The organism is Kitasatospora sp. NPDC036993 (assembly GCF_055607525.1).
Genome location: NZ_JBVJRP010000002.1, coordinates 236895 through 252363 on the forward strand (window position 1 = coordinate 236895; position 15469 = coordinate 252363).

Below are 15469 nucleotides of genomic sequence, written 5' to 3' on the forward strand. Positions count from 1 at the left end.
CGTCGGGAGCGGGTGGCGGGGAGGTACGGGGCGGGACGTTGCGGTTCGGGGCGGCGGCGCGGGAGCAACACGGAGAGTGATGAGGAAAGAGTCGATGGAGGGGCCCCCGGCCACAGGTCTGCGAGACTCTACTACGCCCTGACCACTCGTTCGAGGGGCGAACCAGTCCACTTCGCGGTCTCACCCCGCACACACCGGGAACCGGTCGTCCCCGCCTCCGCTTCGCGCCCGAATCATCCTCGGACACCCGGAATGCCCGACCACCGGGAGGCCCCGTCCGCCTCCGCGGTTCCCCCTCCGCGTCTCCCCCACGCCTCCCCGGCCACGGCACCGCCGACCAGGACCCGTGCCGATCTCGTCGTGTCGCCGCCACACCCCCTGGGCAGCGACGGAGCGATCCGATAGTTTCGGCCCACCTCGTACTACCGGCGTCGAACTGGGGAGGACCGTGCGCGAGTTCACCACCCCCGCCCCGGCCGTGCCCGAGGCCGCCGGAGGACTCGCCGACTCCCTGTACGACACCGCCGAACGCGCTCCCGAACTGGTCCAGCTGTCCTGGCGGGCCGAGGACGGCCGGTGGCAGGACGTCACCGCCAGGGAGTTCAGGAACCAGGTGCTCGCCCTGGCCAAGGGACTGCTCACTCACGGTGTCCGCTACGGCGACCGGGTCGCCCTGATGTCCCGCACCCGCTACGAGTGGACGCTGTTCGACTACGCACTCTGGTCGATCGGCGCGATCACCGTCCCGGTCTACCCGACCGCCGCCGCCGAGCAGGTGCGCTGGATCCTCGCCGAGACCCAGGCGGTGGCCTGCCTGGTCGAGGACGAGGACGCCGCGATGACGGTCGGCGCGGTCTGCGACGCGCTGCCCGACCTCGCCGGCATCTGGCAACTGGACCGCGACTGCGTCGCCGCGATCACCGAGGACGGCCGCGGCGTGCCCGACGCCCTGGTGCACCGCCAGCGCCTCGGCGTCGCCGCCCAGAACATCGCCACCGTCGTCTACACCTCGGGCACCACCGGCCGGCCCAAGGGCTGCCTGATCACCCACGCCAACCTGGCCGCCGAAGCCGACGCCCTGCTCGCCGGCTGGGGGGACGTCCTGCGCGACACCGGCGGCGACCAGCCGGCCACCCTGCTGTTCCTGCCGCTCGCCCACGTCTACGGGCGGGCCGTGCAGATCGCGGCGATCCGCGGCGGCTTCCGGATCGGGCACATCCCCGAGGTCTCCACGGACGCGCTGCTGCCCGCGCTCGCGTCCTTCCGTCCGAGCTTCCTGCACGCCGTCCCGTACGTCTTCGAGAAGATCTTCCAGCAGGCCCGGCGGGCCGCCGACGACGCCGGCCGCGGCGAACTCTTCGAGCAGGCCCGCCAGGTGGCCGTCGAGTGGGCCGCCGCGCGGGAGCAGAAGGCCTTCGGGCGCGGCCCCGGACCCGGCGCGGCCCTGCGGCTGCGCCACCTCGCGTACGAGCGGACCGTCTACCCGAAGCTGCGGGCGGTGCTCGGCGGCCGGGTACGCAGCGTGATGTGCGGCGGCTCCACGCTGCGGCGCGAACTGGGCCTGTTCTTCACCGGCGCCGGCCTCCGGCTGTACGAGGGCTACGGGCTGACCGAGACCACCGCCGCGATCACCGCCAACCCGGCCGGACGGCAGAAGCTCGGCACGGTCGGACAGCCGGTGCCGGGCGCCTCGGTGGCGATCGCCGACGACGGCGAGGTGTGGGTGAGCGGCGGCTCGGTCTTCGGCGGCTACCTCAACCATCCGCGGTGCACGGCCGAGTCCCTGGTCGACGGCTGGTTCGCGACCGGCGACCTGGGCCGGCTGGACGACGACGGCTATCTGACCATCACCGGCCGCAAGAAGGACCTGATCGTCACCAGCAGCGGCAAGAACCTGGCGCCGACGGCCCTGGAGGAGCGGGTCGAGGCGAACGTGCTGGTCTCCCAGTGTCTGGTGGTGGGCGACGACCGTCCGTACGTGGCCGCGCTGATCACGCTCGACCCGGCGGCACTGGCGCACTGGCTGAAGACCCACGGGCGGGAGCAGGCCGATCCGTGGACGGTACTCGCGGACGAAGAACTGCACGTGGAGGTCCAGCGCGCGGTGGCGGCGGCGAACACCGCGGTGTCGCGGGCCGAGTCGATCCGTGCCTTCCGGCTGCTGCCGCGGGAGTTCAGCCAGGAGCAGGGGCTGCTGACCCCCTCCCTCAAGCTGCGGCGGGCGGCGATCGCGGAGTACTACGCGGCGGACATCGAGGAGCTGTACCTGCCCTGAACCGGGCCTGCCCGAACGGTCCTTGACGTACCGTCTTGTCCCTTGTGTCGCGGCTTCGATGACCACGGGGTTCATCCACCGTTCCCTTGACGGCCCCATTGGTCTAGTCCATTGTTGCGACGATCCAGAGTTCCGCGCACCGATTCCACTCACGCCCTCCCCACGGGCGTACCCCCACCTGCTGGAGTCCTCACGTGTCGATGTCCACGCGCCTTCCCCTCGGCCTGCCCACGGGCCTGTCCACCCGCCTGTCCAGAGGCCTGTCCGCGCTGGCCACCGCGGCCGCGCTGCTCGGCGGCCTCGCCGCACCGGCGGCCTCCGCCGACACTCCCCCGGCCGGCGGCGCGGGCGCCGGGAGCGCCCCGACGGTCAACCTCGCGACCAACCCCGGCTTCGAGCTGCCCGCCCCCGAACTCGCCGACTGGGGCAGCATCCCCGGCTGGAGCTGCACCGGCGGCCCGGCCGAGGCGGCCGTCACCACCACCGCCCCGCACGCCGGCGGCTCCGCGCTCACCGTCACCCCGGCGAACGCCGACTCCACCGGCGAGTGCGCGCAGACCGTGGCCGTCCAGCCCGGCACCACCTACACGGCCTCCGCCTGGGTGCGCGGCAACTTCGTCTACCTGGGCGCCACCGGCACCGGCAAGGACGTCGCCCCGGCCTGGACGGAAACCACCCGCGGCGGCTGGCAGCGGCTGACCACCCGGTTCACCACGGGACCGAACGCGCGCAGCATCCGGCTGTACGTGCACGGCTGGTACCAGCAGGGCCCGTTCTCGGTGGACGACGTCCGGGTGGACGGCCCCGCGCCCGCCCCCGCGGTGGCGGCGGGTTCCGTCCCGACCACCGACAAGGTCGTCTTCCTCACCGTGGACGACGGCTGGCAGCGCACCCCCGAGGCGGAGCAGTTCATCGCCGACCACCGGCTGCCGATCACCGCCTTCCCGCTGCCGATGCCGGCCGCCACCGACCCGGCCTTCTTCAAGCGGGTCACCGCCGTGCCCGGCTCCTCGGTCCAGAACCACAGCGTCTCCCACGCCGACCTCAGCCAACTCCCGCTGGAGCGGCAGCAGGTCGAGATCTGCGACGCCAGGGACTCCCTGACCCGCCTCTTCGGCACCGCGCCGACGTTCTTCCGTCCGCCGTACTTCACCTGGAACGCCGACACCCTGCAAGCCGCCGCCAACTGTGGCATCCGCACCGTGCTCACCGCCGACGCCGACTTCAGCTGGGGCGCCGGCAACATCTGGCACCCGGGCCTGTTGCAGCCGGGCGACGTCGTGCTGATGCACTGGACGGACACCCTCGCCTCCGACCTCCAGCGCGCCCTGGCGGCGGCCGACGCCGCCGGGCTCAAGCCGGCCGGGCTGGTCGACTACCTGCGCTGACGGACGGTCCTCCGGACCCGCCGCGCCGCCGTCTCCGGGAGGAGCGGCGGCGCGGCGCCGTCCGGCACGGGAGGGCGGGTCGCCCGGGAACGAGCCCCGCCGGGCTTCCCGGGCCTCGCCGGGGCGCACCGGGGCACATCGGTCGACCCCTCAACCGCTCAACCGCTCAACCGCTCAACCGCTCAACCGCCGAAGACGTCTCCCATCCAGCCGATCAGGCGCGCCTCGAAGTCGGCGGCGGAGGTGATGCCCTGGGCCGGGATGGTGCCGCCCACCTCGTGCTCCTCCGCCGTGGCGGGCTTCTCCTCCCGGCCGGCGGCCAGGTAGTCCACGTCCGCCCAGCCTCCGCGGAAGAGCACCACGTGCAGTTCGCCACCGGTCAGCGGGGCGGACAGCCGCAGGCCGACGGAGTCCGGATCGCCGACCCGGGTGCGGTCCGTCTCCAGCAGCTGGGGCCAGGGGGCGAGGCCGTCGCGCCAGGTGAGCGGCCCCACCGTCAGCCGGGCCGCGCACCAGCGCGGGGACCGGGCGGTGATCCGCGCGGCGGCGTCGTCGAGGTCCACCACGCGTTCCACGGCGGCTCCGGCTCCCCTCGGGTGGTGATCACGCTCGTTGACAGCCCGTCCACGGCCTGGCTCTAATGGGGGCGTGCAGCGCGGCGTCGGCCACAGAGTAGTGGGCCGGCCGACAGCCGAGCGAGCACCCTTCCGAAGGGACGAAGCGCGATGAGCACTCTCTCCGCTGCCCTGATCTGACGCCAGGCGGTCACCGCGGTGCCCGCGTGTGCGGGACACCTCCACGAGGCACCTCCACGGGGTACCTCCGCAGGGTGCGTCCACGGGGTCCGTCCACGGCGAGCACCGCCGGTCGCGCACCCCCGTGGCATCACCCGCACCCGCATCACGTGTGGCCGCGACACCCCTTTCCTCTCCGGAGATCCATCACCCACGCATGCCCATGTCCTTCAATCTGAACGTCATCGAGGAGTTCCGCGCCAACGACGGACGGGTCGGCGGCCCGTTCGAGGGCGGCGACCTGCTGTTGCTCACCACCACCGGGGCCCGTTCCGGGCGGCCGCACACCGTGCCGCTCGGGTACGTCCGGGCGGAGGGGCTGCTCCTGGTCGTCGCCTCGGCCGCCGGGGCGCCGGAGCACCCCCAGTGGTACCGCAACCTGCTGGCCCACCCCGTGGTCCGGGTCGAACTCGGCACCGAGGCCTTCGAATCGGTCGCCGTCCCCGCCGAAGGCGCCCGCCGGGAACGGCTGTTCGCCGCCGTCGTCCGGAAGGCCCCTGGCTACGGCGACTACCAGGCGCAGACCGAACGGGAGTTGCCGGTCGTGGTCCTCGAACGGCCCGATCCGCCCGACCCGACCTCCGGCGGCCTTGCCTCCGCGGGGCTGACCTCCGGCGCCCCGGCCCCCGAGGGCCCGGCCCCGGTGGTCGGCAGCCTCGCCGACAAGCTGCTGGAGGTGCACACCTGGCTCCGCGCGCAGCTGCGCCACGTACGGGAGGAGGCGCACGCCCACGTCCCGGGCCGGCCGGCCGCGCTCGGGCTCCAGCTGCGCCGGCACTGTCTGGCCTTCTGTGACGGGCTGACGCACCACCACACCGGCGAGGACACCGCGATCTTCCCCGCCCTCGCCCGCAGCCACCCGGAACTGGCCGGCGTCCTGGCACGGCTCGGTGAGCAACACCTGGCCATCGGCCGGATCAAGGAGGAGCTGGTGGCACTGCTGGCCGGCATCGCGGTCACCGAACCGGAACGGCTCCGGGCGGAGTTGGACCGGATGTCCGCCGAGCTGGAGGCGCACCTCGACTTCGAGGAGGCCGAACTGCTGCCGGTCCTCGCAGGCATCCCCTTCCCACCGACCGGGCCCGCGCCGAGCGGCGGCTGAGACCGCACCGCCGCCGTCCCCTCCCCCGCACGGCCGGGGGAAGGGACGGCGGCCATTGCGACTGCCCGTCAGGACGCCGAGAACACCGGGAGGTAGCCGCCGGAGTGGCCGGCCGCCTTCGGGTGGTAGCTCTCGTCGACCGGCAGGGTGGTGCTGTTCAGCCAGGTGGTCAGCGAGCCGCAGATCTCGTGCTCGTTGAAGACGTTGCGGACGTCGCCGAAGGCGAAGCCGGCGTTGGCGGCACGCTTGGCGATGACGCCGTCCAGGGCGTCCGCGGCACCGTTGATGGCGGCACGCTTGGTGTCACCGATGCCGAAGATACAGCTGCCGCCGACCTTGTAGATGTGCGGGTAGCCCATCACCACGACGTGGGCGTTGGGGGCCTTGGACTTGATCGCCGAGTACACCTTGTCCAGCTGGCCGGGCAGAGTGCCGGTGGCGTAGTTCTTGGCCGTGTTGACGGCGTTGACGCAGTCGGTGTCCGTGCCCAGGACACAGGTCTGCATGGTGTCGGCGAAGCCGGCGTCGTTGCCGCCGATCGAGATACTGACCAGCGTGGTGCTGGCGTCCACCGCGGAGATCTGGCTGTTCAGGATGTCGCCGGTCTTGGCGCCCGAACAGGCGACGAACTTGAAGGAGGACGGCGCGTGCGCGTTCTTCCAGAGGTACGCGTACGCGTTGGTGCTGCGCTTGCAGCTGCCACTGTCGCTCAGGTAGCTGCCGGCACCGACACCGGAGGAGTACGAGTCGCCGAGGGCGACGTAGTTGACGCCGGCCGCGTTCGCGGACGACGCGGCGAAGAGCGTCGTCATGGTGAGGCCTGCCGCAACGGCGGCGATCGACAGGGCACGGGCAGAGCGGATCATCACGGCTCCAGTGGGGTGGCGTGGCGTGGGTCACAGAAGTGATACCAGGCAGTAGCCAAACCCGGAAGCGGTCATGCCAAGGATATTGACGGGACGTCTGACAGCTCAGAGATGAACTGCCGCCGACAATCCGTCATTTCGCGCTGGTCAGAGCGGGTGCGGGGTGACGCGCGTAGTGCAGCGCGCGTAGACCGGCAACTTGCGGAAATTCCGCGCAGGACAAGCGGGGGGTCGCCGCCCGTCCATCGCCGGTTCGGATTCGACGAGGGTGCCGGCCGACACAGGGGGGGCGGATGACATGCCTCAGGGGGCGTCAGAAGGTGGGCCGAAAAGGTCATCGACCGCGTCGACGGCACCGGACGGAATTCACCGGTGTGGCCGATCGGACCCGGGTGACAGATGTGAACGGCCTTCAGGACGGCATGCCGGGCGTCGTTCGGACGTACGGAGCAGCGCGCGGTCTGCCCCGGAAGCCGGGGCGACCAGCCCTGAGCCCCAGCGCGCGGTCGGTCCCGAACGCCGGGACACGGTCGGCTCCGGCCACCGGGGTGGCTCAACCCGAGTGGGCCGCGCGGTCGGTGCCGGGCATCGGAGTGCGGTCAGCACCGGACATCGTGGCGCGGTCAGCCCCGGACGCCGGGGTGGCCGCCACCGGGGTGCAGGGCACCCCGGTACACGGCGCCCTGGGAAACCGTGCAGCCCTCGACCGGCAGTTCCTCGATCGCCTCGTTCGCGGCCTCGGGCACACCGAGCCACCGGACGGCGGTGGCGACCGCGACCCGGGCCTGGCGCAGCCCGGGCAGGCCCCAGCCGAGCAGCTCGACGGCGAGGCCCGGCGCGACCAGCAGCCGCCGGTAGTGCCGGCCCGAGGCCGGGTCGGGCACGCTCGGACCGACCGCCCGCAGCGCCGCCGCCATCCGGACCCGCGCGCACTCGTGCCCGCCGTTGGCCGAGCCGACCCGGTCGTAGAGGTAGCCGAGGTAGTACGGCCGGCCGATCACGGCCTGCGCCTCCTCGGCGGCCTCCCTGGCCAGGGCGGCCGCCGGGTCGCCGCCGTCCTCCGGCTCCAGCGAGCCACCGGGCAGCGAGCAGATCCCGTCCCTGGGGTTGACCAGCGTCAGCACCCGCCCGTCCGGAGCGAACAGCCACCCCCAGGACTGCTTCGTCGGCAGCCCGTCCGGCACCAGCTCGCCCGGGCGCCACGGCCAGCCCGCCGTGGGGCGCCGCCGCACCTTCCCGAGCAGTTCGGCGATCTCCTCGCTGTACTCGATCGGGCTCATGCTCTCGCCCCGCGGCGCTCGGCGGGGGCACCCGCCCGGCCGTACCCCCTGGCGCCGAGCTCGCTCCGCTCGCTCATCCGTCCCCCTCTCGCTGTCGGGCTTCGCCGGACCGGCGGTGCGCGGGGAGGACCTGCATGGCGCGGTACGGAGCGGAGCGGCCGGAGCGGCGACGTGGGGTACCGCGCGCTCCTGCTGTTGATCTTCTCCGAATCTTCCCCGAACACGCGGTCGATGAACAGTCCCCAGCGCCGCATGGTGGACGCGGAGGGGGTGAACGCCCTGATCACCCCCTCACCCCAGCGGCCCACCCCCTTCCCCGGCGGCCGGGAGTCCTGGCAGCGGGAAGCCCGGCCGCGGGTCCACTCCGGGCGGGAAGGGCAGCCCCCGCGCGGCGTCGTCGGCCAGCTCGTCGAACACCTGGTGCGCGGTCATCGGGCGCAGCCGCCCGCCGCTCAGCGCCCAGCCGCGCACCGGCGGCCGCGGCCCGGCACCGGCGGCCGGGGCGGTGCGGCCACCGGCCTGCCCGGCGGCCCCGCTGTCGACGTGGCCGTCGGCCGGCACGCCCGCCGACGGGTCACCGTGCAGCAGCAAGGCCCCCTCACCGCCGGAGGCCACACCCGCCGCCAGCGTGACGCAGAACGCCTCGGCGTCCCGCCCTGCGGGGTGGAGCCGCCCCTCCTCGACACAGACGTCCACCGCCGAGGTGAGCTCCTCCCCGTCCTCCGGACCGTGGCAGCGCAGCGTCAGCAGGTGGCACCCCTCCCCCGCGCCCTCGGCCAGCGCCAGGTAGACGGACGTCACGTACCGCATCACCGTCGCCATCCGGTGCTGCCCGGCCCCGTCCACTCCGACGGCGTCCAGCAGGGCCGCACAAGCCACGGACATCCGCACCCGCGCCCGGTGGTCGTCCAGCAGCACCGGGAGCAGTTCGGCCAGCCGCTCGCCCGCGTAGACGAACGGCTCCCCGGCCAGCTCCGGATCGCCCGCGTAGGCGACCCGGGCCGCGGGTGCCCGGGGATCGAGGCCGAGCGCCTCGCAGTAGTCCTCGAAGTCGCCCGCCTCCAGGACCCGCAGGTGCACCTCCAGCCCCTGCCGGTGCAGGGCCGTCAGCTGCTCCTCCGCCCGCCGCAGGTAGGCCTCGTGCCCGAGCCCGCCGAACAGCCCGTACCGCGCCAGCCCGGCGAAGTCCCCGGCGTCGACGGCCAGGGCCACCGCCACCGGCTGGGGCGGCGGCGCACCCCGGACCCGCCCGCCGCGCCGGGCCCAGGACCCGCCCCCTCCGGCACGCGCACCAGGCGGCCGCCCGCCGCCCGGCGGCACCGCCCCGCCGGGCCCACCGGCCGACTCCCCGCCGACACCTCCACCCGGCCTCCGCCCGGCCCGCACCAGCACCCGCCGGTGCCCCCGCGACGGCCGCCCCGCCGCCACGCACAGCGCCTCGCACACCCACTCCCGCACAACAGCCATGGCTCCTCCTCCGGTCGCTTCCTCGCGCCGGCCGCCCCGTACCGGGACGATGCCGTCCGCCCCGGCCGGCGGTCGGCCGACGTCGAGGAACATACACAGAGCCACTGACAATGCACCCCTGGTAATCGAACAGCTCGGCGCCGCCCTGGCTGCCTCCCGTCCGAGCCACCCCTGACAGCCTCCCGGCCGACCGGCGGCGCACCGATGGCACCCGCCACGAACGGAGTCACGATCCCCCTTCAGGGAGCCCCTGGTGCCCGTGGTTCCACAGGGCCGGGCGGGATTGTCAGTAGCGCGGGTTAGGGTCGGGAACCATGCGACTGCTGCATACCTCCGACTGGCATCTCGGGCGTTCGTTCCACCGGGAGAGCCTGCACGACGCCCAGCGCGCCTTCCTGGACCACCTGGTGGCAGTGGTCCGGTCCGAGGGCGTGGACGCCGTGCTGGTCGCCGGGGACGTGTACGACCGGGCGCTGCCCGGGCTGGAAGCGGTCGCGCTGTTCGACGACGTGCTGCACCGGCTCGCGGACCTCGGCGTGCCGACGGTCTTCATCAGCGGCAACCACGACTCGGCCCGCCGCCTCGGGGTCGGGGCCCGGCTGATCGGGCGGGCCGGCATCCACCTGCGCACCGACCCCGGCGAGTGCGCCGAGCCCGTCCTGCTGGCGGACGGGCACGGCCCGGTGGCGGTGTACGGGCTGCCGTACCTGGAACCGACGCTGGTGCGCGAGCGCTTCGGGCTGGCGAAGGGCGGGCACGCGGCGGTGCTCGGGGCCGCGATGGACCAGGTCCGGGCCGACCTCGCGGAGCGCCCGGCGGGGACGAGGGCGGTGGTACTGGCCCACGCCTTCGTCACCGGCGGCGCGCCGAGCGACAGCGAGCGGGACATCGCGGTCGGCGGGGTCGCCTCCGTGCCCGCCTCGGTCTTCGACGGGGTGCACTACGCCGCGCTCGGCCACCTGCACGGCTGCCAGACGCTCGCCCCGCACCTGCGCTACAGCGGCTCCCCGCTCGCCTACTCCTTCTCCGAGGTGAACCAGCGCAAGACCATGTGGCTGGTCGACCTCGCCGCCGACGGCTCGGTGGCGGCCGAACGCGTGCCCTGCCCCGAGCCCCGCCGGCTCGCCACCCTGCGCGACACCCTCGACGCGCTGCTCACCGACGAGAAGTACGCCGAGCACGAGCAGTCCTGGGTGCAGGCCACGATCACCGACGCGGCCCGGCCGAGCGAGCCGATGGAGCGGCTGCGCCGCCGCTTCCCGCACACCCTCCAGCTGCTCTTCGACCCCGATCGCGGCGATGCCGAGCCCGCCCGGTCGTACGCGGCCCGGGTCAGCGGCCGCGCCGACCTGGAGATCGCCGAGGGCTTCCTGCGGCACGTCCGTCCCGGTGCCGAGCCGGCGGCGGACGAGCTCGGCTGGCTGCGCGAGGGCTTCGAGCGCGTCCGGGAGACCACCGACCGGAAGGCGGACCTGCCCCGATGAGGCTGCACCGGCTCACCGTCACCGCCTTCGGCCCGTTCGCCGGCAGCGAGACGGTGGACTTCGACGCGCTCGCCGCCGGTGGGCTGTTCCTGCTGCGCGGCGCGACGGGCGCGGGCAAGAGCAGCGTGCTGGACGCGGTCTGCTTCGCCCTCTACGGCGAGACGCCGGGCGCGCGCCGGGCCAACCGGCTGCGCAGCGACCACGCCGATCCCAAACTGCTGACCTCGGTCGAGCTGGAGCTGACCCTCGGCGGACGGCGGCTGCGGATCACCCGGCTGCCGGAGCAGCGCCGCCCGAAGAAGGTCGGCACCGGCACCACCGTCGAGCGGGCGCAGACCCTGCTGCGCGAGTGGGTCCCCGACACGGGCGACGGCACGCCCGGCTGGCGCGGGCTCAGCAAGTCGCACCAGGAGGCCGGGGAGGAGATCCACCGGCTGGTCGGCATGAACCGGGAGCAGTTCTGCCAGGTGGTGCTGCTGCCGCAGGGCGACTTCGCCCGCTTCCTCAGGGCCGACTCCGAGGAGCGCGGCAAGCTGCTGCGGCGGCTGTTCGACACCGAACGCTTCCAGCACGTGGAGGCCTGGCTGGCCGAGCAGCGCCGCGGTCAGGAGGCCGCCGTCCAGGCCGGCCGGCGCCGCCTGCGGGACCTCGCCAGCAAGGCCGAGCAGGCGGCCGGTCCCGGCGCCGAGCCCGCCGAGGGCTGGGTGCCGGCCGAGGACGAGGCCGGCGGTCCGACCGCGGCTCCGACCGCCGGGGTGCTCGGCTGGGCGGCGGTGCTGCGCAGTGGCGCGGCCGAGCAGCTCGCCGTCGCCGAGGCCGCCCTGACGGGCGCCGAGTCGGCCCAGCGCGCCGCCCAGGAGCACCGGGCGACCGCGGAGGAGCTGGCCGGGCGCCAGCACCGGCACCGCGAGGCGGTGGAGCGGGCCGAGCGGCTGGCCGGCTTCGAGTCCGCCGCGGCCGCCGACCGGCAGCGGCTGGCCGCCGCGCAGGAGGCCGTCGGGGTGGAGTCCGCGCTGCGGCTGCGGGAGAGCGCGGCCGAGTCGCTCCGGCGCGCGCAGCAGACCGAGCGCCGGCACCGCGAGGAACTGGCCGGATCCGGCGGCGAGGGCCGTGACCTCGCCGGGGCCGACGCCGCCGCGCTGGCCGGGGCCGAGCTGCGGCTGCGGGCCGAGGTGGTCCGGCTGGAGACGGCCCGGGAGGAGGAACGCCGCTGCGCCGAACTCGCCCACGAGCAGCGCACCCTGACGGATGACCGGCGCACCGCCGAGGAGCTGGCCGAGGAGGCCGAGGACTGGCTGGCCGAGTTCGAGGGCGAGTCGGGCCGACTGGAGCAGCAGCACACCGAGGCCCGGGACGCGACCGCCCGGGTCGAGCAACTGGACGGGCAGCTCGCCGAGTTGGCCACCCGCCTGAGGGCGGCCCGGCAGCGCGACGGCCTGCGCGCCGAGATCGCCGCGACCGAGCCCAGGGTGGTGGCGCTGCGCACCGCCGCGCTGGACGCCCGCGAGCACAGCCTGGACCTGCGGGACCGCCGGCTGAGCGGCATGGCCGCCGAACTGGCCGAGCAGCTGCGCTCGGGCGAGGCCTGCCGGGTCTGCGGCTCACCCGACCACCCGGCGCCCGCCGAGGCCGCGCCGGGCAGCCGGGTCGGCGCCGAGGACGAGGAGCGGGCGCGTCGGACGCAGGCCACCGCCGAGCAGGTCTGGACGGAGGCCGACCAGGCGCTCACCGCTCTGCGGATGCGCGAGGCCACCGCCGCCGGCGCTGCCGGGCCGGACGGTGCGGAGGCACTCGCCCAGGGCCTCGCCGAGCTGGAGCGCGCGCACCGCGAGGCGCGGCACGCCGCGGAGGCGCTCGGCCGGGTCGAGCAGGAGATCGCCCGGCTGTCCCAGGACCGCGCCCGGCGGGTCGACGAACTGCACGGGGCGAAGGAGCGCACCGCCGTCCTGTCCGACCGGCTGCTGGCACTCGGCACCGAGCAGCAGACACTCGCCGCCCGGGTGACGGCCGCCCGGGGCGAGGCGGCCTCGGTGGCCGAGCGCGCCGCGGCCCTCACCCGGCTCACCGAGGCGGTCGCCGCCGCGGCCGTCGCCGCCAGGGCCCACGCGGAGGCGGCGGCCCGGCTCGGCGAGGCCGAGGTGGAACTGGGCAAGGCCGCCGCCGCGGCGGGCTTCCCGGACGCCGGTGCGGCCCTGGCGGTGCTGCTGCCGCGCGAGGAGCGCGAGCGGCTGGAGGCCCGGCTGGAGCGGCACCGCACCGGGACCGCCGCCGTCCGCCGGGAACTGGCGCTGCCGGAGCTGGTCGAGGCCGCGGGCCGTCCGCCGGTGGACCTGTCCGCTGCCATGGCCGCGCTCGGCGCCGCCACCGACCGGCTCGGCCGGGCGCACGCCGACCACGCGGCGGCCCGCGAGCGCTGCGAGGCGCTGGCCGCGATCGGGCGGCAGCTGGCCGGGCTCGCCGCCGAACTGGCCCCGACTCTGGACCGGTACGGGCGGCTCAACCGGCTCGCCGCGCTCGCGGCCGGCACCTCCGCCGAGAACCGGCTTCGGATGCGCCTGGAGTCGTACGTCCTGGCGGCCCGGCTGGAGCAGGTCGCGGCGGCGGCCAGCGACCGGCTGGTCCGGATGTCGGGCGGGCGCTACACCCTGGTGCACAGCGACGACCGGGGCACCGGCACCAAGCGCTCGGGGCTGGCGCTGCGGGTGGTCGACGCCTGGACGGGCACCGAGCGGGACACCGCGACCCTCTCCGGCGGCGAGAGCTTCTTCGCCTCGCTCTCCCTCGCCCTGGGCCTGGCCGACGTGGTGACCGACGAGGCGGGCGGCATGCCGCTGGACACCCTCTTCATCGACGAGGGCTTCGGCACTCTCGACGAGCAGTCCCTGGAGGAGGTCATGGACGTCCTGGACGGCCTGCGCGAGCGGGACCGCGCGGTCGGCATCGTCAGCCACGTCGCGGACCTGCGCAGCCGCATCCCCGCCCAGCTGCTGGTCCGCAAGGGCAGGCACGGATCGACCCTGGCGCCGGCCGGCCGGGAGGACGCGTAGGGCCGGTCCGCCGGATCGGGCCGGATCGCCGGATCGAGTCGGGCCGGCTCGGGGACCACGGGCCGGTGACCGGCCCGAGGTGAGTCCGGGTTCGGCCCGGGGATCAGCCGGAGCAGGCGATCCGCTGCGCCTGCTGCCAGGCACACACCGGGCAGAGGGTGCTGCCCGGCCGGTCGGCGGGCAGTTCGGTCGGCTCGCCGCACAGGACGCAGTCGGCACGCGGACCGGCCGCCTCCGGGGCGTGCCGCAGCGCCGCCTCCGCCCCGCTGTCGGGCGCGAGTTCGCAGACGCCCGCTTGCTCGTTCGTGCCGGTGCCGGTGTCGCTCATGCCGCCTTCCTACTCCGCATGCCCGTCCTGCCGCAACACCCGGCCCGGCTCGGGCTGACGGCTGACGGCGAACAGATTTCAGAAAACGTTTGCTGAAAGCTGTCATCTGATATCTGTCGTCTGACATCCGTTACCTGTCGGCTGCCGCCCGAAAGCCGTCGCCTGAACTCCGTTCGCCGACACCCGTCCGCCCGCCCGCCCGCCGAACCCTGCCCGCCCCGCCCCGCCGCCACACCGCTCCCACCCGGCGGCTAGCGTGACCGGCATGGCCACCGACCTGCACCGACGCCTGCTCGCCGCCCACGCCACCACCCCGTCGTACCCCGAGGTGGGCGCCACCCGGGGCGGGGGCGGACGGCTGCCGGCCGGCTACGCCCACCTGCGGCGGCGGGTCCACCTGGGGCACGGTCCCGAAGTGCTGGAGCGGGCCGGACGGTACGTGCTCGACTGGGGCAGCCAGGTGGGCACCGGCTTCGCCGTGCACCCGGCAGGACGGGCCCGGGAGGGCGACACGGTGCTGCTGCGGCTGAACCTTCCGGGGAGCAGGTGGCCCCGGCTGGTGATCCCCTGCCGGGTGGTGTGGACGGTGGACGAGCCGGGCCGGATCGGGTTCGGCTACGGAACCCTCCCCGGGCACCCGGAGTGCGGCGAGGAGGCCTTCCTGGTGTCGATGGACGCCGACGGCGAGGTCTGGTTCGAGGTCACCGCGTTCTCCCGGCTGTCCGCCTGGTACGCCCGGCTGGGCCGGCCGGTGGCACTGCTGTGCCAGCACCTGGCGATCGAGCGCTACCTCGCCGCGGTCGCCGCACACGTCCGCTGACTCCGCCCGCCGGGCTGCCCGCCGTCGGGGGGTGCCGTCCGCGCTCCGAGCGCCGGGTCCGGCCCTCGACCCCGGCTTCAGTTGTCAGCCGTAAGCCCCCAGCTCTCAGTTGTCAGCCCTCAGCCCTCAACCTTCAGCCTTCAGCCGAGGAAGGACAGCCGGACGGTCCGGCGCGGGTTGTCCCCGTTGGTGTCGACCAGCACCACCGACTGCCAGACGCCGAGCGCCAGTTGGCCGCCGAGCACCGGCAGGGTGGCGTGCGGGGCGACCAGTCCGGGCACCACGTGGTCTCTGCCGTGCCCCGGGCCGCCGTGCCGGTGGCGCCAGCGGTCATCGGGAGGGAGCAGGTCGCGCAGGGTGGCGAGGAAGTCGTCGTCACTGCCGGAGCCGGTCTCCAGCACCGCGATCCCCGCGGTGGCGTGCGGGACGAAGATGTTGAGCAGGCCGTCGCGCCCCGCGGCCCGTTCGTCGAGGAACGCGGCGCAGCGGTCGGTGATGTCGAGCGCGACCTCACGGCTGCCGGTGGTGATCTCGAAACTGCTGCTCTGGAAGGTGGTGGTCGGGTCGGAGGTGGTCCGGGTGGAGTGGTTGTTGTCCGCCATGGCGCCATCCTGTCCC

12 protein-coding genes are annotated in these 15469 nt (G+C 74.7%); 6 read left to right on the forward strand and 6 right to left on the reverse strand.

Annotated features, from left to right (window positions below):
• The first annotated feature begins 448 nt into the window (after positions 1–448).
• Together ACZ7C5_RS04460 and ACZ7C5_RS04465 are read left to right on the forward strand one after the other, a co-directional pair.
• A complete protein-coding gene (locus tag ACZ7C5_RS04460; protein ID WP_401088099.1) occupies positions 449–2275 on the forward strand; it encodes an AMP-dependent synthetase/ligase in 1827 nt (608 codons plus the stop codon).
• A gap of 200 nt (positions 2276–2475) precedes the next feature.
• Positions 2476–3663 (forward strand): polysaccharide deacetylase family protein, encoded by a 1188-nt coding sequence (locus ACZ7C5_RS04465; RefSeq protein ID WP_401088191.1) that lies wholly within the window; start codon positions 2476–2478, stop codon positions 3661–3663.
• Between the two features lie 182 nt (positions 3664–3845).
• Here the strand turns inward: ACZ7C5_RS04465 and ACZ7C5_RS04470 are convergent, their stop codons facing one another.
• The gene (locus tag ACZ7C5_RS04470; protein ID WP_470321944.1) at positions 3846–4238 is read right to left on the reverse strand and encodes a hypothetical protein; all 393 of its coding nucleotides are present in this window, start codon (positions 4236–4238) and stop codon (positions 3846–3848) included.
• Positions 4239–4614: 376 nt separating this feature from the next.
• On the opposite strand from ACZ7C5_RS04470, the gene ACZ7C5_RS04475 reads away from it, so the two are divergent.
• The gene (locus tag ACZ7C5_RS04475; protein ID WP_470321945.1) at positions 4615–5559 is read left to right on the forward strand and encodes a nitroreductase/quinone reductase family protein; all 945 of its coding nucleotides are present in this window, start codon (positions 4615–4617) and stop codon (positions 5557–5559) included.
• 68 nt (positions 5560–5627) lie between these two features.
• Here ACZ7C5_RS04475 and ACZ7C5_RS04480 read toward each other — a convergent pair whose 3' ends face one another.
• The 3 genes from ACZ7C5_RS04480 to ACZ7C5_RS04490 form a co-directional block, all read right to left on the reverse strand.
• Complete coding sequence (locus ACZ7C5_RS04480; RefSeq protein WP_401088106.1) at positions 5628–6425, reverse strand: SGNH/GDSL hydrolase family protein; 798 nt, start codon at positions 6423–6425, stop codon at positions 5628–5630.
• A 623-nt stretch (positions 6426–7048) separates the two neighbouring features.
• Entirely contained in the window at positions 7049–7705 is a 657-nt protein-coding gene (locus ACZ7C5_RS04485; RefSeq protein ID WP_401088108.1) for an NUDIX domain-containing protein, read from the reverse strand.
• A gap of 291 nt (positions 7706–7996) precedes the next feature.
• Positions 7997–8917, reverse strand: a complete 921-nt coding sequence (locus ACZ7C5_RS04490; protein WP_470321946.1) for a hypothetical protein — start codon at positions 8915–8917, stop codon at positions 7997–7999.
• 569 nt (positions 8918–9486) lie between these two features.
• Here ACZ7C5_RS04490 and ACZ7C5_RS04495 point away from each other — a divergent pair.
• Positions 9487–10656, forward strand: a complete 1170-nt coding sequence (locus ACZ7C5_RS04495) for an exonuclease SbcCD subunit D (RefSeq protein ID WP_470321947.1) — start codon at positions 9487–9489, stop codon at positions 10654–10656.
• Positions 10653–13703: an AAA family ATPase gene (locus tag ACZ7C5_RS04500; protein ID WP_470321948.1), complete on the forward strand. Its 3051-nt coding sequence runs from the start codon at positions 10653–10655 to the stop codon at positions 13701–13703. The genes ACZ7C5_RS04495 and ACZ7C5_RS04500 overlap by 4 nt, the downstream gene beginning before the upstream one ends.
• Positions 13704–13806: 103 nt before the next feature.
• On the opposite strand, the gene ACZ7C5_RS04505 is transcribed toward ACZ7C5_RS04500, so the two are convergent.
• On the reverse strand, positions 13807–14031 hold the full coding sequence (locus ACZ7C5_RS04505) for a hypothetical protein (protein WP_401088116.1): 225 nt from the start codon (positions 14029–14031) through the stop codon (positions 13807–13809).
• A gap of 265 nt (positions 14032–14296) precedes the next feature.
• On the opposite strand from ACZ7C5_RS04505, the gene ACZ7C5_RS04510 reads away from it, so the two are divergent.
• Positions 14297–14851, forward strand: coding sequence for a DUF1990 family protein (locus ACZ7C5_RS04510; protein WP_401088118.1), 555 nt, complete (start codon positions 14297–14299; stop codon positions 14849–14851).
• Between the two features lie 140 nt (positions 14852–14991).
• Here ACZ7C5_RS04510 and ACZ7C5_RS04515 read toward each other — a convergent pair whose 3' ends face one another.
• A complete protein-coding gene (locus tag ACZ7C5_RS04515) occupies positions 14992–15453 on the reverse strand; it encodes a YjbQ family protein (RefSeq protein WP_470321949.1) in 462 nt (153 codons plus the stop codon).
• Between the last annotated feature and the right edge of the window lie 16 nt (positions 15454–15469).

Bases quoted from the DNA above. Each gene is read 5' to 3' on its own strand.
- ACZ7C5_RS04465 (WP_401088191.1), top strand. From the start codon at position 2,476: ATGTCCACGCGCCTTCCCCTCGGCCTGCCCACGGGCCTGTCCACCCGC.
- ACZ7C5_RS04475 (WP_470321945.1), top strand. From the start codon at position 4,615: ATGCCCATGTCCTTCAATCTGAACGTCATCGAGGAGTTCCGCGCCAAC.
- ACZ7C5_RS04480 (WP_401088106.1), bottom strand. From the start codon at position 6,425: ATGATCCGCTCTGCCCGTGCCCTGTCGATCGCCGCCGTTGCGGCAGGC.
- ACZ7C5_RS04485 (WP_401088108.1), bottom strand. From the start codon at position 7,705: ATGAGCCCGATCGAGTACAGCGAGGAGATCGCCGAACTGCTCGGGAAG.
- ACZ7C5_RS04495 (WP_470321947.1), top strand. From the start codon at position 9,487: ATGCGACTGCTGCATACCTCCGACTGGCATCTCGGGCGTTCGTTCCAC.
- ACZ7C5_RS04500 (WP_470321948.1), top strand. From the start codon at position 10,653: ATGAGGCTGCACCGGCTCACCGTCACCGCCTTCGGCCCGTTCGCCGGC.
- ACZ7C5_RS04505 (WP_401088116.1), bottom strand. From the start codon at position 14,031: ATGAGCGACACCGGCACCGGCACGAACGAGCAAGCGGGCGTCTGCGAA.
- ACZ7C5_RS04510 (WP_401088118.1), top strand. From the start codon at position 14,297: ATGGCCACCGACCTGCACCGACGCCTGCTCGCCGCCCACGCCACCACC.
- ACZ7C5_RS04515 (WP_470321949.1), bottom strand. From the start codon at position 15,453: ATGGCGGACAACAACCACTCCACCCGGACCACCTCCGACCCGACCACC.